Source organism: Novimethylophilus sp., from assembly GCF_036504375.1.
Classification (GTDB): Bacteria; Pseudomonadota; Gammaproteobacteria; order Burkholderiales; family Methylophilaceae; genus Novimethylophilus.
In genome coordinates this window covers 1-21265 of the sequence record NZ_DASXVH010000045.1, presented here as the reverse complement: position 1 = coordinate 21265, position 21265 = coordinate 1, and the positions used below count along the sequence as shown (strand labels likewise).

Below are 21265 nucleotides of genomic sequence, written 5' to 3'. Positions count from 1 at the left end.
GAGCACGGGGTAACCCAGAAGGTTTTGCTTTCCCCATGTTGCCGGTGGCTGAAATTTACAGTAACAATCTCCGCACGTCGGACAGCATCACGCGCAGATGGCTGGTGAAGCGCGCGCCGTCGGCGCCGTCGATCACGCGATGGTCGTAGGACAGCGACAGTGGCAGCATCAGGCGCGGCTCGAAGGCCTTGGTCTGGGCATTCCATACCGGTTCGATGCTGGAACGCGACACGCCGAGGATGGCGACTTCCGGGCAATTGATAATCGGCGTGAAAGCGGTGCCGCCGATACCGCCCAGGCTGGAGATGGTGAAGCAGCCACCCTGCATTTCCTCCAGCTTCAGCTTTCTTTCGCGCGCCTTGGCCGACAGTTCGCCCAAGTCGCGCGCGATGTCCAGTACGTCCTTCTGGTTGACGTCGCGGATCACCGGCACTACCAGGCCGTCAGGCGTATCGCAGGCAAAGCCGATGTGATGGTACTTCTTCATGATCAGGCTGTCGCCGTCCGGCGCCAGCGAGGCATTGAAGTTGGGGTAGGTGCGCAGCGCATTGACCACCGCCTTCATCAGGAAAGCCAGCATCGTCAGCTTGACGCCGCGCTTGTTGGCTTCGTCCTGCATCGATTTGCGGAAAGCCTCGAGGTCGGTGATATCGGCGTTGTCGAACTGGGTGACATGCGGGGCGGTGACCCAGTTGCGGTGCAGATTCGCGCCGGAAAGCTTTTTGATGCGCGATAGCGGCTGGGATTCGGTTTCGCCGTACTGGCTGAAATCGATTACCGGCATCTGTGGCACAACCAGACCGCCGCCGCTGGAAAGCGCTTCGCTGCGCGGCTTGGCGAGTTCGCCCTTGACGTAGGCTTGCACGTCTTCCTTGAGTATCCTGCCCTTGGGGCCTGAGCCATTGACCAGGACCAGGTTGGCGCCCAGTTCGCGTGCGAATTTGCGCACCGAAGGGCTGGCGTGCGGCGCTTTGCCGGGAGCGAATTCGGCGCGGGCTGCAACCGGGTCGGGCGTATGCTGCGGCGCGATGGGCTTGGGCACTTCCGGCACCGGACGGCTGGGCGGGGGTACCTCTGCAATAATTGGTGCGGCTTGCGGTGCCGGTGTGACGGTCGGTTCCGGCTTGACGGCAGGTGCTGCGCCAGCCGCGGTTTCCAGGGTCAGGATCAATGTGCCCTGGGCCACTTTGTCACCGACCTTGATTTTCACTTCCCTTACCGTGCCCGCCTGCGGCGATGGAATGTCCATCGACGCCTTGTCGGATTCCAGCGTAATCAGCGAGTCGTCTTTACCGATCGCGTCGCCGGACTTCACCAGTACCTCGATAACATCGACGCTATCGAAATTGCCGATGTCCGGGACTTTGACTTCTATCGTTTGGCTCATTTATCCAACCTTTATTAAACCGTTACCGGATTCGGCTTGTTCGGATCGATGCCGTACTTCTTGATGGCTTCCGCAGCTTTGGTCACGGGCAGCTTGCCGTCGTCCGCCAGGGCTTTCAGCGCAGCCAGCGTGACATAATAGCGGTCCACCTCGAAATGGCGGCGCAAGGCTTCGCGCGAATCGGAGCGACCGAAGCCGTCGGTGCCCAGTGTGACGAAGCGTTGCGGCACAAAAGCGCGGATCTGGTCGGCGAAGGCTTTCATGTAGTCGGTGGAGGCGATGACCGGGCCTTCTGCTTTCTTCAGGCACTTCCCGACCCAGCTTTCCTTCGCCGGTTTTTCCGGGTGCAGCATGTTCCAGCGCTCCGCGTCCAGACCGTCGCGGCGCAGTTCATTGAAGCTGGTCGCGCTCCAGATATCGGCGGAAACGCCCCAATCCTTCTCCAGCAGCTCGGCGGCGGCGATGACTTCGCGCAGGATGACGCCGCTGCCCATGAGTTGGACTTTCGGGCCCTTGGCTTTTGATTTCTTGAACGAATACAGGCCCTTGATGATGCCTTCCTCGGCGCCCTTGGGCATTTCCGGATGGCTGTAGTTCTCGTTCATCACCGTGAGGTAATAGAACACGTCTTCCTGTGCCTCGACCATGCGGCGCAGGCCATCCTGAACGATGACGGCGACCTCAAAGGCGAAGGTTGGGTCGTACGAGACGCAGTTGGGGATGGTCGACGCCAGGATGTGACTGTGGCCGTCTTCGTGCTGCAGACCTTCGCCGTTCAGGGTGGTGCGGCCGGCGGTGGCGCCCAGCAGGAAGCCGCGTGCGCGGGAGTCGCCAGCCGCCCAGGCAAGGTCGCCGATGCGCTGGAAGCCGAACATCGAATAGAAGATGTAGAACGGGATCATCTGCACGCCGTGCGTGCTGTAGGAGGTGGCCGCTGCGATCCAGGACGAGAACGCGCCGGCTTCGTTGATGCCCTCCTCCAGAATCTGGCCGTCCTTCGACTCCTTGTAATACATCACCTGGTCGGAATCTACCGGGTCGTACAGCTGGCCGGTCGAGGAATAGATGCCGAGCTGGCGGAACATGCCTTCCATGCCGAAGGTGCGGGCCTCGTCCGGCACGATGGGCACCACCGATTTGCCGAGTTGCTTGTCGCGCACCAGCGTGGAGAGGATGCGCACGAAAGCCATCGTTGTGGAAATCTCGCGATCGCCGGTGGCGCCCAGCATATTGTCGAACGCCGACAGCGGCGGCGCTTGCAACGGTGCCGCCTGCCGGCGGCGTGCTGGCACATAGCCGCCCAGTTCGGCACGGCGTTCGTGCAGGTACTGCATTTCCGGGCTGTTTTCAGCCGGGCGGTAGAACGGTACATGTTCCAGATCGGCGTCGGATACCGGGATATCGAAGCGGTCTCTGAACGCCCGCAGCGATTCCAGGTCCATCGACTTCTGCTGGTGGGTCGGGTTCAGCGCTTCGCCTGCTGCGCCCATGCCGTAACCCTTGACAGTCTTGGCGAGGATCACGGTGGGTTGGCCGGTATGCTTCACGGCAGCGTCGTAGGCTGCATATACCTTGTGCGGGTCGTGGCCGCCGCGGTTGAGGCGCCAGATGTCGTTGTCGGACATCGAGGCAACCATTTCCTTCAGCTCGGGGTATTTGCCGAAGAAATGCTCGCGTGTGTAGGCGCCGCCCTTGGCCTTGAAGTTCTGGTATTCGCCGTCGACGGCTTCTTCCATGCGCTGCTTGAGCAGGCCCTTGGTGTCCATCGCCAAGAGCGGGTCCCAGTAGGAACCCCAGATCACCTTGAGCACGTTCCAGCCGGCGCCGCGGAAATCGGCCTCCAGTTCCTGGATGATCTTGCCGTTGCCGCGCACCGGGCCGTCCAGGCGCTGCAGGTTGCAGTTAATGACGAAGATCAGGTTGTCGAGTTTTTCGCGCGAGGCCAGCGAAATCGCGCCCAGCGATTCCGGCTCGTCCATTTCGCCGTCGCCGCAGAACACCCAGACCTTGCGGTCGGAGGTGTCGGCGATGCCGCGGTCGTGCAGGTATTTGAGGAAGCGTGCCTGGTAAATCCCCTGCAAGGGGCCTAAGCCCATCGACACCGTGGGGAACTGCCAGAAATCCGGCATCAGCCACGGGTGCGGATAGGACGACAGGCCATGCCCGCCGGTTTCCATGCGGAAATTGGCCATCTGTTCTTCGCTGATGCGGCCTTCGAGAAAGGCGCGGGCATAGATGCCGGGCGAGGAGTGGCCCTGGAAATACACCAGGTCGCCACCGAATTTGTCATTGGCCGCGCGGAAGAAATGGTTGAAGCCGATGTCGTACAGCGTGGCCGCAGACTGGAAGCTGGCGATGTGGCCGCCTACGCCCGGCGATTTGTCGTTGGCGCGCAGCACGCAGGCCACCGCATTCCAGCGGATCAGTGCGCGGATGCGGCGCTCCATCGCCGGGTCGCCCGGCAGCTTGGCCTGCTGGTGCAGCGGGATGGAATTCAGATAGGCCGTGGTCGGGTTGAACGGCAGATAGGCGCCGGAGCGGCGCGATTTGTCGATCAGGCTTTCCAGCAGGAAATGCGCGCGCTCTATTCCTTCCTGTTCAAGTACCGCATCGATGGCATCCAGCCATTCATGCGTTTCCTGCGGGTCGATGTCAGGGCTATCGGGCACATATGCCATGGGCTTGCTCTCCTGGAATACTTTTGGGCTGGCCGCTAACGGTATAATCTCCGTTTCACGGCGTGACAATGCAGCGCCGGGCTGCTGGCGAAAGGCGCTATCTTCGCTATTTTGACCCCGGCGGTCAAGTTTAAACTACTCTGCGAGAAGTAATAATGACGGCCAAACTCATTCAAAATCAAAGCGATATTACGGATCATGTGGCTGCAGGTGCTGGCCATTTGCTGCTTATATTGCCTCCGCAGCAGCCCCATGCGCCATTGAACGAAGTGCTCGACGCCAGGCTGAAACGGCACAAGAGCAAATATGCGGAGCTGGCGAAATCCCCGCTGGTGGCCGATCTGCCGCAAGGCGGCAAGGCGGCGTGGGTGATCGTCGATCCGAAACTATCCGCTTTCGAGCGCCACACCGCATTGCGCAAAGCCATCCAGCCGTTGCTGGAGGAAGGGCCGTCCGTCTTGACCATCGCCGTATTCGGCAATGACGAGGTGCGCCGCCTGGCGGCGGAAAGCGCGCTGTACGTGGCCTGGCTCAATTCCGCCGAGTTGCCCAGCCGCAAGAAAAAGCAGGACCGCAAGCCGCTGAAGAAGATCGAACTGTATGGATGTCGGCAGGCGGGCGGTTTTGCCGCGACCCAGGCGCTGGCCGAAGGCAATACGCTGGCGCGCAGCCTGACCATGCTGCCGCCCAACGAACTCACGCCCGGCATCTACCGCGACAAAGTGCAGGCGCTGGCGCAAGAGCACGGCTGGAAGTACGAGGAATACGACCTGAAAAAGCTGCGCAAGCTGGGTGCCGGCGCCTTTGTCGCGGTGGCGCAGGGCTCCGACCCGGACGATGCCGCGATCGTGCATCTGAGCTACCGCCCGGACCAGGCGCGCAAGCACGTCGCGCTGGTGGGCAAGGGCATCTGCTTCGATACCGGCGGGCACAACCTGAAGCCGGCGCGCTACATGCAGGGCATGCACGAAGACATGAGCGGCTCGGCGGTTAGCTTAGGCATCCTGCTGGCGGCGACGCGCGCGAAATTGCCGATAAACATCGACTGCTGGCTGGCGCTGGCGCAGAACCATATCAGCTCCAAGGCCTACAAGCAGAACGACGTGGTGAGAGCGCTCAACGGCACCACCATCGAAATCGTCCATACCGACGCCGAAGGCCGCATGGTGCTGGCCGATACCCTGACACTGGCGTCCAGGGCCAAGCCCGAGCTGATGATCGACTTCGCCACGCTCACCGGCAGCATGGCGACGGCGCTCGGAGACCGCTATAGCGGCATCCTCGGCAATCGGCCCGAACTGTTGTGCAAGGCGGTGAGCATAGGCCAGGCGGCCGGCGAGCGGGTATGTGCTTTCCCGTTTGACAGTGATTACGACGTCGACCTCGACTCGAAAATCGCCGATATCAAGCAATGCACGCTGGAGGGCGATGCCGACCATATTCTCGCGGCACGCTTCCTGTCGAAATTTATCGAGAACGATCCATCCTGGCTGCATGTCGATCTGTCTTCCAGCAACCGCAAGGGCGGGCTGGGCGCGGTGGCGAGCGATGTGAACGGCTTCGGGGTGGGGTTGGGATTGCGTTTGCTGCAAGATATTTGAGCATCGCCGACACCAATCCGGATGTTAACGAGGCACCTGAAATATCTACAGCACTACCCGGCTGCGCTGCAAGACCGGGTGCGGCAGCTGGCAGAGCGGAACCGGCTGGGTGAATACATCGCCCAGCGCTACCCGCAACAGCACCTGGTGCAAACCGACAGGGCGCTGTACCAGTACGCCGCCGAACTCAAGCAAACCTATCTGCGCAACGCCCCGCCACTGGATAAAGTGCATTACGACAGCAAGCTGGACGTGCTGCACCACGCGCTGGGGCTGAACACGGCGATTTCGCGCGTGCAGGGCAACAAGCTCAAGGCCAAGAAGGAAATTCGCATCGCTTCATTGTTCAAGGCCACGCCTCCCGAGTTTTTGCGCATGGTCGTCGTGCACGAACTGGCCCACCTCAAGGAGCGCAACCACGACAAAGCCTTCTACCAACTGTGCGAGCACATGCAGCCGGGCTATCACCAGCTGGAATTTGATCTGCGGGTGTACCTGGTGTGGCGGAGCATGGGTGCCGATGGCAAGGTAACGGTCGAGAGGTAAGTGAGTTTCTTATGCGATATCGGGGCGATTCATCCTTATAATAGCTGTAGGGCGTCACACGTTCATAATCCTTCTTAACAAGAGGAGATACAAATGAAACAATATGGTGCGGAATTCCTTGGGACGTTTTGGCTTGTTCTTGGCGGGTGCGGAAGTGCGGTGCTTGCTGCCGCGTTTCCGAATGTTGGCATCGGTTTGCACGGCGTTGCGCTTGCATTCGGCCTCACGGTGTTGACTATGGCCTATGCCATCGGCCACATCTCTGGCTGTCACCTCAACCCAGCAGTCTCGGTTGGACTTTGGGCTGGCGGCCGCTTTCCTGCAAGCAAGCTCTTTCCCTACATCGTGGCGCAAGTCCTTGGCGCTATCGTCGCCGGCGGCGTGCTCTACGTCATCGCCAGTGGCGCTGAAGGTTTCGATGTTTCCAAGGGGTTTGCATCGAACGGCTATGGCGCACATTCGCCCGGCGGCTACTCTCTTCTGGCAGCGCTGGTCAGCGAGGTGGTCATGACTATGTTCTTCCTGTTGGTCATACTTGGCGCAACCGACAAGCGTGCACCGGCGGGCTTTGCCCCTATCGCGATTGGCTTTGCGCTGACGCTGATTCACCTCATCAGCATCCCTGTGACAAATACTTCAGTCAATCCCGCGCGAAGCACGGGTGTTGCCTTGTTCGTCGGTGATTGGGCTGTCGGTCAGCTCTGGCTCTTCTGGGTTGCTCCCATTGCGGGCGCATTGCTCGGTGCGGTGACCTATCGTTTTATTGCCAGCGAGGAAAGCTGAAAACGCAACTTTAGTTTCAGCGGGCTGCCTTCGGTAGCTCGCTGAACTCAAGCATTCATGTATCTGTTGGGGGTGATCGCAGGCATTATTATGGACCCTCTAGAACCCAACCATCATGATCCTCGACCATCTAGCCAACGCCAACCGCTACACCACCCTACATGCGCTGTTTCCGTGCGCCTTTGAATTCCTGACCAGTACTGATCTTCGCGCCTTGGCGCCGGGCCGCTACCCCATCGAAGGCGATCGCCTGTTCGCCATTGTGGAAGCGGTTGCCGGGCGCAGCCGCGAGGCGGCGAAACTGGAGTGCCATCGCAAATACATCGATATCCAACTGGTGCTGGACGGGGTGGACGAGATGGGGTGGAAGCCGGTGCGCGATTGTCGCCAACCGGTGGCCGATTACAGTGCCGAGCGGGACATCCGGTTTTTCCGCGATGCCCCGACAAGCTGGATCGCGACGCCGCCCGGCGCTTTCTGCATTTTCTTCCCCGAGGATGCGCACGCGCCGCTGGTCGGCGCGGGCAGCATCCGCAAGGTGGTGCTCAAGATCGCGGCGGAGTGAGCGTTTATTTACAGCCCTCGCATTTGCCCTGCGTCGTCGCCATGCCCTTCACTTTATCCAGCCCTTTCACGTCCTTCAGGACGGTGCCGTCGAGCACGGCTTCGCCGATGTCCGCACCGGTGAGGTCGGCGCCGGTCAAGTCGGCCTTGCTGAAATCCACGCGGAACAGGTTGGTATTGCGCAGGTTGGCGCCGCGCAGGTCGGCGAAACTGAGGTTGGCGCGGTTGATGTCCGAACCTTCGAAATTGGTGCCCATGAACTTGCCGCCGACACTATCGAACTTCATCTGCCCCATCGGCTGATTGCCGAGATCGAGGCCGAAGCGGCCGTTGCGCACGTCGGCCTCGCTCATGTCCACCGCACCCAGGGTGCCGATGACCCGTGCGTTGACGAGCTTGGCGCCCTTGAAACTATTTTTTTCATAGATCGGCTGGAACAGCGTGGCGTTGGTCAGGTTGGCGTTGGTGAAATTGGTCTTTTCGATGCGCGCGAGGTTGAGATAGGCGTTGGTCATGTCCACCCCGGTGAAGTCGGAGCCGCGCAGATCGGCGCCAAACAGGTTGGCGTCGACGAATCTGGCGTTGCGCAGATCAAGGCCGCTCAAATCCTGGTAGCTCAAATCCTTGCCGGAGAAATCTGCGGGTTTTTCCAGAGTCGCCTGTTTGATCAGGCTGCGAACCTGCTCGGAACTGACCTTTTCTTTGGTTGTGGCACCGATCTTTTTCTCGAACTCGCGCGCTTTGCGCATGTTCTCGGCGGTGTTCATCAGGAACATGTCCTTGGATTGCCGGCTGGAAAAGCAGTAAACCTTGCCTTCGTTTTCCCATTTCACGGAACAGTCGGTGGCGACTTCCCTTCCCATGGCCATGCTCATGGAACAGTTCTTGTTGAATTCCTCGGCCCCGGCGGCGGTGGCGACAAGCAAAAACGCCAGCAGCGAAACGGCGGTTGTCTTCATGATGAACCTCCTCCTGATGTATGTCCCTGAATTTTAGACCCATCCGCAGGTATTAGTTCGCCATATGGTACGAAATGTAAAATTTTGTAACTGACCGGCCGGACAGTCAACCAGAGCAATTGCACCTGCGTTATTCACTCAACTGCCGGCAAATGTGCCGACGGGATTTCCAACAACAGAAGGAGGTTGCAACGTGAAAGCCTTGAAAATCAGTACAGCCTTGATGCTGGTCGGTGCGATAGCATCGCCGGCCATGGCTGACGACGCTTATTACGATACCGCGCGGGTGCTTTCCGTCGTCCCGCAGACCGAACGCATCAATGCTCCGCGTCAGGAATGCCGCACCGAATACATCCGCGAATCCGCCAGCTCAGGCGACCGCGACATCGGCGGTTCCATCATCGGCGGTATCGCCGGCGGTCTCATCGGCAGCCAGATCGGCAAGGGCAAGGGCCGCATCGCAGGCGCCGCGGTAGGTGCCGCTACTGGTGCCATCGTCGGCGACCGTATCGACAACCGCGACCGCCGCGATAATGTCTACACCACCCATCCGGTGGACCGCTGCGTCACGGTGGACAATTGGCAGACCGTCACCCGCGACTACCTGGTGACCTACCGCTTCAATGGCCGCGACTACACCGCGACGATGCCCAACGACCCGGGTAACACTATCAGGGTAAGAGTGGCGGTCTCGCCGGATTACGACAGCCGCGTGAGCTATCTCGAGCCTGGCGATCGCCACGACAATGGATGGCATCGCGGCTGGGACAAGCGCCATCGCGACCATGATTGGGATGAATGAAACTGACTGACAGGACTCAAAAGGTCCGTGCATGACAAAACCGCCGGCGATCCCGGCGGTTTTTTTATATGCGGGGAAAGCCCTCTTGGTATAAGGTATTAGAAAAACTGAAATTTCCACCAATGGACCGTCTTCACAAAATCTATCAGCTCCATGGACTATTGCGCGGGCGCCGGACGGTTGTACCATTGGTACTCATCATGGAACATCTCGAATGTTCCCGCGCCACGGCCAACCGCGTCATCCGGGAGATGCGCGATTATCTGCAAGCACCCATCGATTACGACCGCACATATCAAGGATACCGCTACGGTGACGACCGCTACGAACTCCCCGGTTTGTGGTTCTCCGCCGAGGAAATCCTGGCCCTGCTTTCCATGCAGAGGCTGCTGGCCGAAGTTGGCTCCGGTTTGCTCGATGCGCAACTGGCCCCATTGCGGCAGCGTATCGAAAAACTGCTTGAATCCGAACACCTGGGCGGCGGCGAAATCCATCGTATTCGTCTTCTGCCGATGGCGGCGCGTGCTCCCGATGGCGCGTTATTTCAGACAGTTGCCGGCGCCTTATTGCGCCGTCGCCGCATGGAAATTGTCTACCATGCCCGCGGCAACGACGACGAAGCCGCGCGCACTGTTTCACCACAACGCCTTGCGCACTACCGCGACAACTGGTATCTCGATGCCTGGTGCCACAGCCGCCAGGCACTGCGCAGCTTTGCCGTCGACCGCATCCGCAGCATCCATGTGCTCGACACCCCCGCCGACAATATCTCCGACGCCCGACTGGACGCCCATTTCGCCGACGGCTACGGCATCTTCGCCGGAGCCGCCCGACATACCGCCATCCTGCGCTTTACTCCTGAACGCGCCCGCTGGATTGCCGAAGAGCGCTGGCATCCGCAACAGCAGGGGCGATTCCTCGACGATGGCGCATACGAACTGCAAATCCCCTATGCCGACCCGCGCGAACTGGTCATGGACATTCTGCGCCATGTACCCGAAGTGGAAGTTGTCGCGCCCGAGGAACTCCGGCAGGAAGTTCGCTCGCGCCTCAAGGCTGCATTGGGTCGCTTCGGGGCGTAGCAACAATGCCGTCATTCCGGGCCTTACCTCGAATCCAGATTTTTGTTTTGCAGGCTCATGTTTTGAGACTGTGAGTGTGGAAAATGAGCAAAGCGAATTTCAGTAGGGGCTAATCTTCAAGTTATGCCGAAACTAAAATGGCGATAGTCGGAAACCAAAGGGGAAGCCATGTTGCGGCGAGCATTTTTGAAATCATTGACGGCATTGGCCGGCGGAATCGCCCTGCCCGGAGCCGCCCACGCCAGCCGCGAGACATGGAAAACCTTGCAGACCTCCCCCGTGGCCGGGTTTCAATACCATCACGGCGACGCATTATGGCCGCAACTCGCCGTCGGCCAGCCAATCACGCTGACGCGCGAAGCCGATAATCCGTATGACGAACGCGCCGTGCGCGTGGAATGGCAAAGTTTTAAATTAGGCTATATTCCTCGGCTGGACAATGCAGCCATTTCGCAATTGCTGGACCGCGGAGAAACGCTGGATGCGTTGATTGTTGGGCTGGAGAACAGCAGTAATTCTTGGGACAGGGTTAAGGTGGAAGTGAGATGGCGGATGTAAACGACAAACGGGACCAGCAGCCTCTGGCGCATGTCCGGCAGTTGCCGGATGGCACATGGGTGGAGCATTGGCTGATTGAACATTCTCATGCTGTGGCACGTCTGGCGGGGATATTTGCCTCCGACTTCAACAGCGTCGGCTGGGCGAGCCTTTCCGGCTTGTGGCACGATTTTGGCAAGTACCGTGAGAAGTTCCAGTCTTACATCAAGACCAAAAGCGGATATGACCCGGAGGCCCATATCGAAGGTACGTCGGGCCGGGTGGACCATTCCACGGCGGGCGCGATTCACGCGGTGGAAACGCTGGGCTTGCATGGGCGCATTCTCGCTTATTTGATTGCCGGGCATCATGCCGGATTGCCCGACTGGAACAGCCAGGAAGAAGGGCCGTCCGCGCTATTCAACCGGCTGGAAGCCGGGAAGAACGCAGGCTACCTGCAAGAGGCGCTGGCGGGTGGGCCACCGCAAGACATGCTGGCCCGGCCGCGCCCCATCGACCTCCCGCCGCAAGGCACATCCATGGCGCTGTGGGTGCGAATGCTGTTTTCCTGCCTGGTGGATGCCGATTTTCTCGATACCGAAAAGTTCATGGACGAGGGCCGATCGGCGTTGCGGGCGGATTATCCCGATCTCAGGGAATTGCTGGCACGCTTCGACGCCCACATGGAAGATGTAACGAGCAAGGTTGCTCCATCAAAAGACACCCCTGTGAATCGCATTCGCGCCGACGTGTTGCACCAATGCCGCAAAAAAGTGGCGCTGCCGTCCGGCCTGTTTTCGCTTACCGTGCCGACGGGCGGCGGCAAGACACTTTCCAGCATGGCTTTCGCGCTCAATCATGCGGTACATCACGCCAAGCGGCGCGTGATCTATGTCATTCCCTACACCAGCATCCTCGAACAGACGGCGGAAATTTTCCGCGGCATTTTCGGTGACGAGAATGTTATCGAACACCACAGCAATCTCGACCCCGACAAGGAAGACTCGCGTTCCAGGCTAGCGACGGAGAATTGGGATGCGCCCATCATCGTCACCACCAACGTGCAATTTTTCGAGTCGCTGTTCGCCGCCAAAACCAGCCGCTGTCGCAAGTTGCACAATATCGTCAACAGCGTCGTCGTGCTGGACGAGGCGCAGTTGCTGCCGCCGGAATTCCTGACGCCCATATTGCATACGATGCGAGATCTGACGCACGGCTACGGGGTTAGCCTGGTGCTGTCCACCGCCACGCAACCCGCGTTCTCGCCGCGCTCGAAGTTTGCCGGGTTGGCTGACGTGCGCGAATTGATGGACGACCCGGATGCGCTTTATGTCGGCCTCGAACGGGTGCAAACGCAATTGCCTGAGGCTGACCGTGCCCGACAAAGCTGGGAGCAAATCGCCGACAAACTCCTTCAACACGACTCGGTGCTGTGCATCGTCAATTCCCGTAACGATTGCCGTGAGCTGCACAAACTGATGCCAGAAGGCACGATCCACCTCTCGGCCCTGATGTGCGGCGAGCATCGCAGCCGGATCATCGCCGACATCAAGCAGCGCCTCAAGGATGGCATCCCGACGCGCGTCGTCAGCACGCAGTTGGTGGAAGCCGGGGTGGACATGGATTTTTCCGTGGTCTATCGCGCCATGGCCGGGTTGGATGCCGTCGCCCAGGCCGCCGGGCGCTGCAATCGCGAAGGCATGCTGCCCGAAAAAGGCTTGGTCGTGGTGTTCGAGCCGCCCAAGGATGCCGCACCAGGATTGCTGTCGAAGGCGCAGCAAAGCGGGCGTGAAATTATGCGGCTAACCGAAGGCGATCCGCTCACGCGCGAGCGCTTCGAGGCGTATTTCCGGCATTACTACGCCAGCCTCAACAACCTGGACAAGGCTGAAATAGTCGGCCTGCTGGATATGCACAATCGGGGGGGCGCCTTGCACGGTGAATTCAACTTCCGCACTGCCGCCAACCGTTTTCGCCTGATCGACGAGGAAGGCCAGACCGCCGTCGTCGTGCGCTACGGCGACAGCCCCGCGTTGATTGCCGCGCTGCAAGCCGGCGGCAATATGGAGCCGCATCAGCGGCGCGGGATATTGCGCCGCCTACAGCGCTATACCGTCAACATCCGCGAGCGTGAATGCAAAAAGCTGATGGCAAGCGGAGACGTGCGGGAAATTTCCCCGGACGTTTTCGTGCAGGCATCGGATGGGCTGTATCACCCCGATATTGGCTTGGTCGTGGATGGAGTGTTGGATGCCGCAGGCCTGGTTTCATGAAATGGCGTATGATATGACCATGATTATATGACCATGGAGAATAAAATGGAAATACCCGCCGGAGAATTCAAGGCCAAATGCCTCAAGTTGATGGATGAAGTGGCGAGCACCCACGAGTCGGTGGTTATCACCAAACGTGGCAAGCCTGTCGCGATGATGGTGCCGGTGGAACCGGAACAGGCCGCGCCGCTGTTCGGCTATATGTCGGGCACCGCGACCGTGCGCGGCGACATCATCGCGCCCATTGATGTGGAGTGGGAGGCGGAAAGCGTGGAGGGTGTGGCATGACCTCGGCGCATCCCCTCCTGTTGCTGGATACCCACGTCTGGTTGTGGTTTGCCCTGGGCAATGCCGAACGCCTTGCTGCTTCGGTGCGCGAGGAAATCGAGAATGCCGTGCACGAAGGCAGGCTGGCCGTCTCGGCCATTTCGGTATGGGAAATCGGCATGCTGGAAGCCAAGGGACGAATCGCTCTGGGCCTGCCGTGCGAAAAATGGGTGGCCGCCGCGCTGGCCTTGCCCGGACTGCGCCTGATTGGACTGGAGCCGGAAATCGCCGTCGCCAGCTCTCGCCTGCCGGGAGAATTGCATGGCGATCCGGCAGACCGCATTCTGGCGGCCACGGTCAGGGCGCGTGACGCCGTGCTGGCGACAGCGGACGAGCGTTTGGGGGAATATGGCAGGGCGGGATTTATGCGGGTGTTGGAAGTGAGGTAAGCGAGGGGAAAGTTTCCCCTCGCTTTTATTACAACCTTAACCTCATCTAGGTTTCAACCCTCGTCTTGAGACGACGCAAGAGGATTATCCGGTGTGTGAGTGAAATAAGCAATACCTTTACCCATTCTAGGAATAATGTGATATTCTGCCGCCATCGTAAGTATGCAATGGTGGCGACTATGGATTGGCCCAAAATTATTCGCGAACTGCGTTTGTTGACGACGCAGCTTCAGACGGATCGGTTTTATGCCTTGTATCTGTTGCTTGGGCTGATGGTATTTGCCTATTTGACTCGCTAACAACATGGGGAAGCGATGAAAACCTATTGTCTTGAAGTCACTGGCGATTTCGCCTGTTTCACCCGGCCGGAAATGAAGGTCGAGCGGGTGAGCTACGACGTGATGACGCCATCCGCTGCCCGCGCGGTGTTCGAGGCCATCCTGTGGAAGCCGGCGATTCGCTGGCAGGTGAGCAAAATCGAGGTGTTGAAGCCGATCAAGTGGATCACGTTGCGGCGCAACGAGGTCGGCGCTGTGGTTTCCGTGCGCAATGCGCAGGAGGCGATGAATAAGGGTTCCGGCAACATCGGCCTCAACATCGAGGACGAGCGCCAGCAGCGCGCCGGGCTGTTTTTGCGTGATGTGGCCTACCGCATCCACGCCCATTTCGAGTTGCTGCCCGATGCCGGGGAAAACAACACGCCGGGCAAATTCCTGGGTATGTTCGAGCGCCGCGCCGAGAAGGGCCAGTGCGTGAACCAGCCTTATCTGGGATGCCGCGAATTCGCTTGCGATTTCCGGCTGGTGGATACGGCCCAGCTGCTACCGGCCCCGATCAGCGAAACCCGCGACCTGGGCTGGATGTTGTACGACCTGGATTACGCCAAGCCTGCCGACCCGCAACCGCGCTTTTTCCGCGCAAGGCTGGAAAACAGCGTGCTGCAAGTGCCGGGCTGGGATAGCGAGGAGGTGCGGGGATGATATTGCAAGCGCTCAACGACTATTACCAGCGCAAGACCCGACTGCCGGAGAGCGATCTGGCGCCGCCCGGTTTCGAGCAGAAGCCGATTCCCTATCTCGTGGTGCTGACAGCGGCTGGCGAATTCGCCGCATTGGAACCTACCAGCGAGGGCGAAGGGAGAAATCGGGTCGCCAAATCCTTTCTGGTGCCGCAGACGGTCAAGCGTTCGTCCGGCGTTGCCGCCAACCTGCTGTGGGATAACCCCGGCTATGTATTCGGCGTGGATGGCAAGGGCAAACCGGAGCGGGCGCGTGAGCAGCATCTGGCCTTTGTCGCGGCCATCCACGATAGGTTCGCGGAATCCGACGATGCCGGGATACGCGCGGTGCTGGCCTTTCTCGAACGCGGCGATTTTGACGCGGTGTTTGCCAACCCGCGCTGGGCGGAAATTTTGGAAAGCGGGGCCAACCTGACCTTCCGACTTGAAGGCGACCCTTACCCGGTTTGCGAACGCGAGGCGGTGACGGCGGCGCTGTCGTCCGGCGGGCGGGAGGATGGCGCGGAAAGCGCGCTGTGCCTGGTGTCCGGCGAGGACGACGTGATTGAGCGCCTGCATCCCTCGGTCAAGGGTGTGTGGGGCGCGCAGAGTTCCGGGGCGAATATCGTTTCGTTCAACCTCGATGCGTTCCGTTCCTACGGCAAGGAGCAAGGCGCAAATGCGCCTGTGGGCAAACGCGCGGCCTTTGCCTACACCACAGCGCTCAACCATCTGCTGGCAAAAGGCTCGCGGCAGCGCATCCAGGTGGGCGATGCCTCCACCGTGTTCTGGGCGGAACAGCCGGGGCACGCAATGGAAACGCTGTTTTCCAGCGTGTTCGGCGAGCCGGACAAGGACAATCCCGATACCGGAACGCAAGCCGTCGCGGCCTTGCTTGCCGGGCCGCAAAGCGGCGTGAGCAATTTCGAGGATGACGGCACGCGCTTTTACGTGCTGGGGCTGGCGCCCAACGCCGCGCGCATCGCGGTACGCTTCTGGCATTGCAAAACCGTGGGCGAACTGGCGGTCAACATCCGCCGTCATTTCGACGACATCCGCATTGCCCATGCCCCGCACGAGCCGCAAACGCTTTCGCTGTTCCGCCTGCTGGTTGCCACGGCGACACAGGGCAAGGCGGAAAACATCCCCCCCAATCTTGGCGGCGAGTTGATGCGCGGTATCATCGAAAACTTGCCGTACCCACAAACCCTGCTCTCCGGCACGATTCGCCGTATCCGCGCTGAACAAGAAGTTACCTACCCGCGCGCCGCGATCATCAAGGCATGCATCAACCGTCACTCAGGCAAGGAGGAACTCAAGGTGTCACTGGACGAAAGCAATACTAATCCCGCCTATCGGCTGGGCAGGCTGTTCGCGGTGCTGGAAAAAATTCAAGAAGTAGCCCAACCCAATATCAATGCCACGATTCGAGATCGCTTTTATGGTGCGGCATCGAGTACACCCGTTACGGTGTTTCCAACCTTGCTTAAGCTCAAGAATCATCATGTAGCTAAACTGGACGAGCGAGGAAGGAAGATTCTTTATCGTGCTTTTGAAGACAACAAGCCCGATGATTACATAGCAAAAATTTTTATCGGCATCGACGATTTCCCTCCTCAGCTTAGATTGCAAGACCAAGGCAGTTTCGCCGTCGGCTATTACCACCAGCGGCAGGCATTCTTCACCAAATCCGAACCCACCACTCAGGGAGAATAACATCATGGCACTGAATAACCGATACGACTTTGTCCTGCTGTTCGACGTGAAGGACGGCAACCCTAACGGTGACCCGGACGCAGGCAACCTGCCGCGCGTGGATGCGGAAACCGGGCGTGGCTTGGTGACGGATGTTTCCCTCAAGCGCAAAGTGCGCAACTTCGTCGGCATCGTCAAGGGCGAACAGCCGCCATTCGAGATTTACGTCAAGGAAAAAGCCATCCTCAACAAGCAACACGAGCGCGCTTACCAAGGCATCGGGGCTGCCGACCTGCTGGGTGGCGAGGACAAGAAGCGCAAGGGCGGCGACAAGGTGAATGAGGCACGCGACTGGATGTGCAAGAACTTTTACGACGTGCGTACCTTCGGCGCGGTCATGTCCACCGGCGTCAACTGCGGCCAGGTGCGCGGCCCGGTGCAGCTGACTTTTGCCCGCTCCGTCGATCCGGTCGTGGCGCAGGAGCATTCCATCACCCGCATGGCCGTTGCCACCGAGGCCGAAGCCGAAAAGCAGGATGGCGACAACCGTACCATGGGCCGTAAATTCACCGTGCCATATGGCTTGTATATCGCCCACGGTTTCGTCTCCGCCCATCTCGCCAACCAGACCGGCTTCTCGGAAGAAGACCTCGAATTGCTCTGGAAGTCGCTGGAGCAAATGTTCGAGCATGACCGTTCCGCCGCCCGTGGTGAGATGGCGACACGCGGGCTGTATGTATTCAGGCACGACAGCCAGCTTGGCAACGCCCCTGCTCACAGCCTGTTCTCCCGCATCCAGCCCAAACTCAACGATGGCGTTGCCGTGCCGCGCGATTTCTCGGACTATACTGTTTCCGTGAATGAGGAGGGGATGCCGCCCGGCGTCACGCTTGAAAGGAAGGCCTGAAATGAACGAAATCCTGTTTCTTGTCGAAGACGCGCCGGAGGGCGGATATACGGCGCGGGCACTCGGAACGTCCATCTTCACCGAGGCGGACGATCTGGAAACCCTGCACCAGCAAGTGCGCGACGCGGTGCATTGCCATTTTGACGAAGGCCATGCCCCGCAGATGATCCGCCTGCATTTCACCCGCGAGGAAGTGATCGCGGTATGAAGTTGCCGCGTGACCTGTCCGGTGCGCGACTTATCAAGGCGCTGGAGCGGCTGGGGTATCAGGCCACCCGGCAATCAGGCAGCCATGTCCGCCTGACTTGTGCTTCTCCCGAGGAGCATCATCTGACCATCCCATTGCACGATCCATTGCGGGTGGGCACATTGGCGGCGATTCTGGCGGATGTCGCCGCGCATCACCGGCTGACGCGGGATGCGCTGATTGCCAGACTATTCGGCTGAATTCGATGGAAACCGGCGAGCCCGATGACCCGCTCATGCTTTCTGCCCTCCAGCACTGGAGTTATTGCCCGCGCCAGTGCGCCTTGATCCATCTGGAGCAGGCTTTCGACGAAAATGTCCACACTATGCGCGGCAACGCGGCGCATGAGCGGGTGGATGAGCCGGGCTGGGAAACCGCTCCCGGCGCGCGTATCGAACGCGCGTTGCCGGTGTTTTCCGATACTCTGGGGTTGGTAGGCAAATGCGACGTGGTGGAATTCCGCACCGATGGGACGATCTACCCGGTGGAATACAAGCACGGCAAAAAGCGCGAAAAACTGCACGACGATTTGCAGTTGGCCGCGCAAGCGGTTTGCCTGGAAGAAATGACCGGCAAGCCCGTACCCAAGGGTGCGATTTATCATCATGGCTCGCGTCGCCGTCGCGAGGTGGTGATTGGCCCCGAACTGCGGCGGCAGATGATGGATACCATTGCCGCCATCCGCGCCATGCTGGCTTCCGGACAGCTTCCCCCGCCCGTTAACGACAAGCGCTGCAATGAGTGCTCACTCAAGGAAATCTGCCAGCCGGAGGCACTGGCGGAAAAAGGCAAACAGCAGGGGTTTGTCGCTACATTGTTCGAGGTGCAGGAATGAGCTTTTACGCAGCTTTCAGGCGCATTAGTGCTTCGGCGGGCGAGAGAATTTCCACGCCGGTTTCCGGTGGAAAATGCTTGCTGTTGCCGGTAATGATGGCGCAACCAGCGGCGAGTGCAGCCGCGATAAAAGGCGCATCGTCGGGGTCTGGTAAATCCTGGAGTGGGATAGGCCGCGGGTTCATCACCAGCGCCAGCCCTTTCATATCTTCCAGCAAGCTGGTAATCCGGTCGTGGGAGAAGCCGAATTTGGGGCGGTTCAAAATTTCGGCATATTCCGCAAGAATGCTCTGGCTGACGACTGGGATCATGGTCTGGCTGCGTATGGCCGCAATCAATTGCGCAGATACCCCGCCGGGGGTGAGCAGTGCCGATACCAGAATGTTGGTATCAATGACCGCCCGCACTGCGTTCCTTTCGCTCTTTACGCATCAGCGCAATCTCGGCATCAATTTCTTCCATGGTCATTTTATCCAGCCCTTGCTCGACGGAGCGCTGTTGCATTTTGCGCACGTTCTCGGCGAAGCGTTCCGCCCGGATGGCGCGCAAGTCTTCTTCCAGCCGTGTTGGCTCGGTATGCACCATCAGCGCAAAAGGCTTGCCGTTACGCATGATGACAATATCTTCGCCCGCTTCCAGTTTGGCCCACACCTTGCCGGATTCGGCGCGAAGTTCTTTGGTGGTGACAAAATCCATGACACTCTCCAGTACGCAATAAGGTACACAGCTTAGCACCCATGCGCCAGATACTCAACACGCTTTACGTCATGACACCTCGCAGTTATCTCCATCTGGAGAACGACACCCTGCGCGTGGACGTGGAACATGAAAAACGGCTTCAGGTGCCGCTGCATCACTTGGGCAGCGTGGTGTGTCTGGGCAATATCATGGTTTCGCCCGCCCTCATGCACCGCTGTGCGGATGACGGTATCAGCATGGTGTTGCTGGATGGCAACGGGCGTTTCAAGGCGCGGCTGGAGGGCGCCGTCTCCGGCAACATCCTGCTGCGGCAGGCGCAACATCGGCAAGCCCCGGAGCCTTCTTTTTCCCTGCAAATGGCACAGGCAGTTATTGCCGGAAAACTGCGCAATTCCCGCCAGGTATTGCTGCGCGGCGCGCGCGAATCTGCCGACGATGAAGACAGCCGTACTCTCGGTGCCGCCGCCACGGCTTTGGCGCGCTCGGTGCGCAATCTGCCGTATGCTCCCGACCTGGACGCCGTGCGCGGTATCGAAGGCGATGCCGCCAAAATCTACTTCTCCGCTTTGCCCGCGCTGGTGCGCCGCGATGTCCGCGATGATTTTTCCATGGATGGCCGCACCCGTCGCCCGCCGCGCGACCGGTTCAATGCCTTGTTGTCGTTTCTTTACTCCATGCTGATGAACGATTGCCGCTCCGCGCTGGAAGCTGTCGGCCTTGATCCGCAGCTCGGCTTCCTGCATGCCGTCCGTCCCGGGCGTGCCGCGCTTGCCCTGGATTTGATGGAGGAATTCCGCTCGGTGCTGGCTGACCGCTTGGCGCTGACCCTTATCAATCGCGGGCAAATCACCCCGGATGACTTTGACCTGCGCGAAGGCGGCGCGGTCAATTTGCACGGCGATGCGCGCAAAACCGTCGTCGTTGCCTATCAGGAGCGCAAACAGGAGGAGCTCACCCATCCCTTGCTCGAAACCAAAACCCCGCTGGGCCTGTTGCCCATGCTGCAAGCGCGATTCATGGCAAGAACAATCCGCGGCGAAATGGAAGGCTACATGCCTTTCCTTGTGCGATAAGGGACAAAGTGCTGATTATCGTCACTTACGATGTCTCGACGGAAACGCGGGAAGGTCGCCGCCGATTGCGGCGTGTGGCAAAAATCTGCGAAGGAGTCGGGCAGCGCGTGCAGAAATCCGTGTTTGAATGTAGCGTCAATCAGATGCAATACGAAGATTTGGAGCGGCGCTTGTTGGCCGAAATTAACGACAAGGAAGATAATCTTCGTTTGTACCGACTGACAGAACCGGTGGACCTGCACGTCAAGGAATACGGCAATTTTCGTGCGGTTGATTTCGACGCTCCACTGGTGGTCTGATGCGCGAACGTCAAGCAACGACAAATGTGCGGCGGGTTCGCGCGAAATGTAGTGCATTGATAATCAATGAGAATGTTAAATTCTGTTTTCTGTTCCCACCTTTGCCAACCCCTGCATATCAAGGGTTCGCGTCCCCAAGTAGAATTATCCCGATGTATCATGCAATTGTAGTTGTACTGTAGCGCCTGCCCTCCGGGGCAGGCGAGGATTGAAACAAATCGATTCGCCAGTTTTGATCACTTCGGCCAGCGTAGCGCCTGCCCTCCGGGGCAGGCGAGGATTGAAACTTTTTTGGTGGCCGCACCCTCGAAAAGATCACGCCGTAGCGCCTGCCCTCCGGGGCAGGCGAGGATTGAAACGCTTTAAAGTACCCAGCCGACCGCGAAGCCCTGGCGTAGCGCCTGCCCTCCGGGGCAGGCGAGGATTGAAACACTGGCGCCGGTGCTGGCAACATCGCCAACATGTGTAGCGCCTGCCCTCCGGGGCAGGCGAGGATTGAAACGATCGTGCGAAATCCCAATTTTCTGCGCCCTTCGCGTAGCGCCTGCCCTCCGGGGCAGGCGAGGATTGAAACCACTTGCTGCCG

General features: G+C 59.5%; 23 protein-coding genes and 1 CRISPR repeat array. Of the genes, 18 read left to right on the top strand and 5 right to left on the bottom strand.

The genetic code is table 11. The features are described from left to right. Window positions 1-55: 55 nt before the first annotated feature. Both aceF and aceE read right to left on the bottom strand, forming a co-directional pair. Complete coding sequence (gene aceF, locus VGK14_RS06600) at window positions 56-1387, bottom strand: dihydrolipoyllysine-residue acetyltransferase (protein ID WP_331508164.1); 1332 nt, start codon at window positions 1385-1387, stop codon at window positions 56-58. Between the two features lie 14 nt (window positions 1388-1401). Then, entirely contained in the window at window positions 1402-4065 is a 2664-nt protein-coding gene (gene aceE, locus VGK14_RS06595) for a pyruvate dehydrogenase (acetyl-transferring), homodimeric type (protein WP_331508163.1), read from the bottom strand. A 155-nt stretch (window positions 4066-4220) separates the two neighbouring features. On the opposite strand from aceE, the gene VGK14_RS06590 reads away from it, so the two are divergent. From VGK14_RS06590 to VGK14_RS06575, 4 genes are all read left to right on the top strand, one after another. After that, entirely contained in the window at window positions 4221-5666 is a 1446-nt protein-coding gene (locus tag VGK14_RS06590) for a leucyl aminopeptidase family protein (RefSeq protein WP_331508161.1), read from the top strand. 21 nt (window positions 5667-5687) lie between these two features. After that, on the top strand, window positions 5688-6212 hold the full coding sequence (locus tag VGK14_RS06585) for a M48 family metallopeptidase (protein ID WP_331508159.1): 525 nt from the start codon (window positions 5688-5690) through the stop codon (window positions 6210-6212). A gap of 93 nt (window positions 6213-6305) precedes the next feature. Continuing rightward, window positions 6306-6995: an aquaporin Z gene (gene aqpZ, locus VGK14_RS06580; RefSeq protein ID WP_331508158.1), complete on the top strand. Its 690-nt coding sequence runs from the start codon at window positions 6306-6308 to the stop codon at window positions 6993-6995. 115 nt (window positions 6996-7110) lie between these two features. Next, a complete protein-coding gene (locus VGK14_RS06575) occupies window positions 7111-7560 on the top strand; it encodes a YhcH/YjgK/YiaL family protein (protein WP_331508157.1) in 450 nt (149 codons plus the stop codon). Window positions 7561-7564: 4 nt separating this feature from the next. Here the strand turns inward: VGK14_RS06575 and VGK14_RS06570 are convergent, their stop codons facing one another. Continuing rightward, window positions 7565-8518, bottom strand: coding sequence for a pentapeptide repeat-containing protein (locus VGK14_RS06570; protein ID WP_331508156.1), 954 nt, complete (start codon window positions 8516-8518; stop codon window positions 7565-7567). Between the two features lie 193 nt (window positions 8519-8711). On the opposite strand from VGK14_RS06570, the gene VGK14_RS06565 reads away from it, so the two are divergent. From VGK14_RS06565 to cas4, 12 genes are all read left to right on the top strand, one after another. After that, window positions 8712-9320, top strand: coding sequence for a glycine zipper 2TM domain-containing protein (locus VGK14_RS06565; protein ID WP_331508155.1), 609 nt, complete (start codon window positions 8712-8714; stop codon window positions 9318-9320). Between the two features lie 200 nt (window positions 9321-9520). Next, window positions 9521-10402: a helix-turn-helix transcriptional regulator gene (locus VGK14_RS06560; RefSeq protein WP_414691706.1), complete on the top strand. Its 882-nt coding sequence runs from the start codon at window positions 9521-9523 to the stop codon at window positions 10400-10402. A gap of 195 nt (window positions 10403-10597) precedes the next feature. After that, window positions 10598-10960 (top strand): HIRAN domain-containing protein, encoded by a 363-nt coding sequence (locus VGK14_RS06555; RefSeq protein WP_331508153.1) that lies wholly within the window; start codon window positions 10598-10600, stop codon window positions 10958-10960. Further along, window positions 10948-13212: a CRISPR-associated helicase Cas3' gene (cas3, locus tag VGK14_RS06550; RefSeq protein ID WP_331508152.1), complete on the top strand. Its 2265-nt coding sequence runs from the start codon at window positions 10948-10950 to the stop codon at window positions 13210-13212. Before VGK14_RS06555 ends, cas3 begins: the two co-directional genes overlap by 13 nt. A 45-nt stretch (window positions 13213-13257) precedes the next feature. Beyond that, complete coding sequence (locus VGK14_RS06545) at window positions 13258-13500, top strand: type II toxin-antitoxin system prevent-host-death family antitoxin (RefSeq protein ID WP_331508151.1); 243 nt, start codon at window positions 13258-13260, stop codon at window positions 13498-13500. Next, the gene (locus tag VGK14_RS06540; protein ID WP_331508149.1) at window positions 13497-13928 is read left to right on the top strand and encodes a type II toxin-antitoxin system VapC family toxin; all 432 of its coding nucleotides are present in this window, start codon (window positions 13497-13499) and stop codon (window positions 13926-13928) included. Before VGK14_RS06545 ends, VGK14_RS06540 begins: the two co-directional genes overlap by 4 nt. 314 nt (window positions 13929-14242) lie before the next feature. Then, on the top strand, window positions 14243-14908 hold the full coding sequence (cas5c, locus tag VGK14_RS06535) for a type I-C CRISPR-associated protein Cas5c (RefSeq protein WP_331508148.1): 666 nt from the start codon (window positions 14243-14245) through the stop codon (window positions 14906-14908). Beyond that, a complete protein-coding gene (gene cas8c / locus VGK14_RS06530) occupies window positions 14905-16641 on the top strand; it encodes a type I-C CRISPR-associated protein Cas8c/Csd1 (protein WP_331508147.1) in 1737 nt (578 codons plus the stop codon). The genes cas5c and cas8c overlap by 4 nt, the downstream gene beginning before the upstream one ends. A 4-nt stretch (window positions 16642-16645) precedes the next feature. Then, window positions 16646-17527, top strand: a complete 882-nt coding sequence (gene cas7c / locus VGK14_RS06525; protein WP_414691705.1) for a type I-C CRISPR-associated protein Cas7/Csd2 — start codon at window positions 16646-16648, stop codon at window positions 17525-17527. A 1-nt stretch (window position 17528) separates the two neighbouring features. Then, window positions 17529-17735 carry a hypothetical protein gene (locus VGK14_RS06520; protein WP_331508146.1) on the top strand — a complete coding sequence of 69 codons (207 nt, stop codon included), beginning with the start codon at window positions 17529-17531 and terminating at the stop codon, window positions 17733-17735. After that, complete coding sequence (locus VGK14_RS06515; RefSeq protein WP_331508143.1) at window positions 17732-17974, top strand: type II toxin-antitoxin system HicA family toxin; 243 nt, start codon at window positions 17732-17734, stop codon at window positions 17972-17974. The genes VGK14_RS06520 and VGK14_RS06515 overlap by 4 nt, the downstream gene beginning before the upstream one ends. Window positions 17975-18009: 35 nt before the next feature. Next, window positions 18010-18609: a CRISPR-associated protein Cas4 gene (cas4, locus tag VGK14_RS06510; protein ID WP_331508141.1), complete on the top strand. Its 600-nt coding sequence runs from the start codon at window positions 18010-18012 to the stop codon at window positions 18607-18609. A 4-nt stretch (window positions 18610-18613) separates the two neighbouring features. On the opposite strand, the gene VGK14_RS06505 is transcribed toward cas4, so the two are convergent. Then, complete coding sequence (locus tag VGK14_RS06505) at window positions 18614-19015, bottom strand: putative toxin-antitoxin system toxin component, PIN family (RefSeq protein WP_331508140.1); 402 nt, start codon at window positions 19013-19015, stop codon at window positions 18614-18616. Next, entirely contained in the window at window positions 18999-19304 is a 306-nt protein-coding gene (locus VGK14_RS06500; RefSeq protein ID WP_331508139.1) for a hypothetical protein, read from the bottom strand. The genes VGK14_RS06505 and VGK14_RS06500 overlap by 17 nt, the downstream gene beginning before the upstream one ends. A 41-nt stretch (window positions 19305-19345) precedes the next feature. On the opposite strand from VGK14_RS06500, the gene cas1c reads away from it, so the two are divergent. Together cas1c and cas2 are read left to right on the top strand one after the other, a co-directional pair. Beyond that, entirely contained in the window at window positions 19346-20380 is a 1035-nt protein-coding gene (gene cas1c, locus VGK14_RS06495; protein WP_331508138.1) for a type I-C CRISPR-associated endonuclease Cas1c, read from the top strand. An 8-nt stretch (window positions 20381-20388) separates the two neighbouring features. Beyond that, on the top strand, window positions 20389-20679 hold the full coding sequence (cas2, locus tag VGK14_RS06490) for a CRISPR-associated endonuclease Cas2 (protein WP_331508137.1): 291 nt from the start codon (window positions 20389-20391) through the stop codon (window positions 20677-20679). A 178-nt stretch (window positions 20680-20857) separates the two neighbouring features. Then, a CRISPR array of direct repeats spans window positions 20858-21253; the repeat unit is 37 nt; unit sequence GTAGCGCCTGCCCTCCGGGGCAGGCGAGGATTGAAAC. Window positions 21254-21265: the final 12 nt, after the last annotated feature.

Excerpts from the sequence above, each read along its gene's own strand:
- aceF (WP_331508164.1), bottom strand. The coding sequence starts at position 1,387 with ATGAGCCAAACGATAGAAGTCAAAGTCCCGGACATCGGCAATTTCGAT.
- VGK14_RS06585 (WP_331508159.1), top strand. The coding sequence starts at position 5,688 with ATGTTAACGAGGCACCTGAAATATCTACAGCACTACCCGGCTGCGCTG.
- VGK14_RS06520 (WP_331508146.1), top strand. The coding sequence starts at position 17,529 with ATGAACGAAATCCTGTTTCTTGTCGAAGACGCGCCGGAGGGCGGATAT.
- VGK14_RS06540 (WP_331508149.1), top strand. The coding sequence starts at position 13,497 with ATGACCTCGGCGCATCCCCTCCTGTTGCTGGATACCCACGTCTGGTTG.
- cas7c (WP_414691705.1), top strand. The coding sequence starts at position 16,646 with ATGGCACTGAATAACCGATACGACTTTGTCCTGCTGTTCGACGTGAAG.
- cas4 (WP_331508141.1), top strand. The coding sequence starts at position 18,010 with ATGCTTTCTGCCCTCCAGCACTGGAGTTATTGCCCGCGCCAGTGCGCC.
- VGK14_RS06560 (WP_414691706.1), top strand. The coding sequence starts at position 9,521 with ATGGAACATCTCGAATGTTCCCGCGCCACGGCCAACCGCGTCATCCGG.
- VGK14_RS06500 (WP_331508139.1), bottom strand. The coding sequence starts at position 19,304 with ATGGATTTTGTCACCACCAAAGAACTTCGCGCCGAATCCGGCAAGGTG.
- VGK14_RS06515 (WP_331508143.1), top strand. The coding sequence starts at position 17,732 with ATGAAGTTGCCGCGTGACCTGTCCGGTGCGCGACTTATCAAGGCGCTG.
- cas1c (WP_331508138.1), top strand. The coding sequence starts at position 19,346 with ATGCGCCAGATACTCAACACGCTTTACGTCATGACACCTCGCAGTTAT.
- aqpZ (WP_331508158.1), top strand. The coding sequence starts at position 6,306 with ATGAAACAATATGGTGCGGAATTCCTTGGGACGTTTTGGCTTGTTCTT.
- aceE (WP_331508163.1), bottom strand. The coding sequence starts at position 4,065 with ATGGCATATGTGCCCGATAGCCCTGACATCGACCCGCAGGAAACGCAT.
- VGK14_RS06545 (WP_331508151.1), top strand. The coding sequence starts at position 13,258 with ATGGAAATACCCGCCGGAGAATTCAAGGCCAAATGCCTCAAGTTGATG.
- VGK14_RS06590 (WP_331508161.1), top strand. The coding sequence starts at position 4,221 with ATGACGGCCAAACTCATTCAAAATCAAAGCGATATTACGGATCATGTG.
- cas5c (WP_331508148.1), top strand. The coding sequence starts at position 14,243 with ATGAAAACCTATTGTCTTGAAGTCACTGGCGATTTCGCCTGTTTCACC.
- VGK14_RS06570 (WP_331508156.1), bottom strand. The coding sequence starts at position 8,518 with ATGAAGACAACCGCCGTTTCGCTGCTGGCGTTTTTGCTTGTCGCCACC.
- cas3 (WP_331508152.1), top strand. The coding sequence starts at position 10,948 with ATGGCGGATGTAAACGACAAACGGGACCAGCAGCCTCTGGCGCATGTC.
- VGK14_RS06575 (WP_331508157.1), top strand. The coding sequence starts at position 7,111 with ATGATCCTCGACCATCTAGCCAACGCCAACCGCTACACCACCCTACAT.
- cas8c (WP_331508147.1), top strand. The coding sequence starts at position 14,905 with ATGATATTGCAAGCGCTCAACGACTATTACCAGCGCAAGACCCGACTG.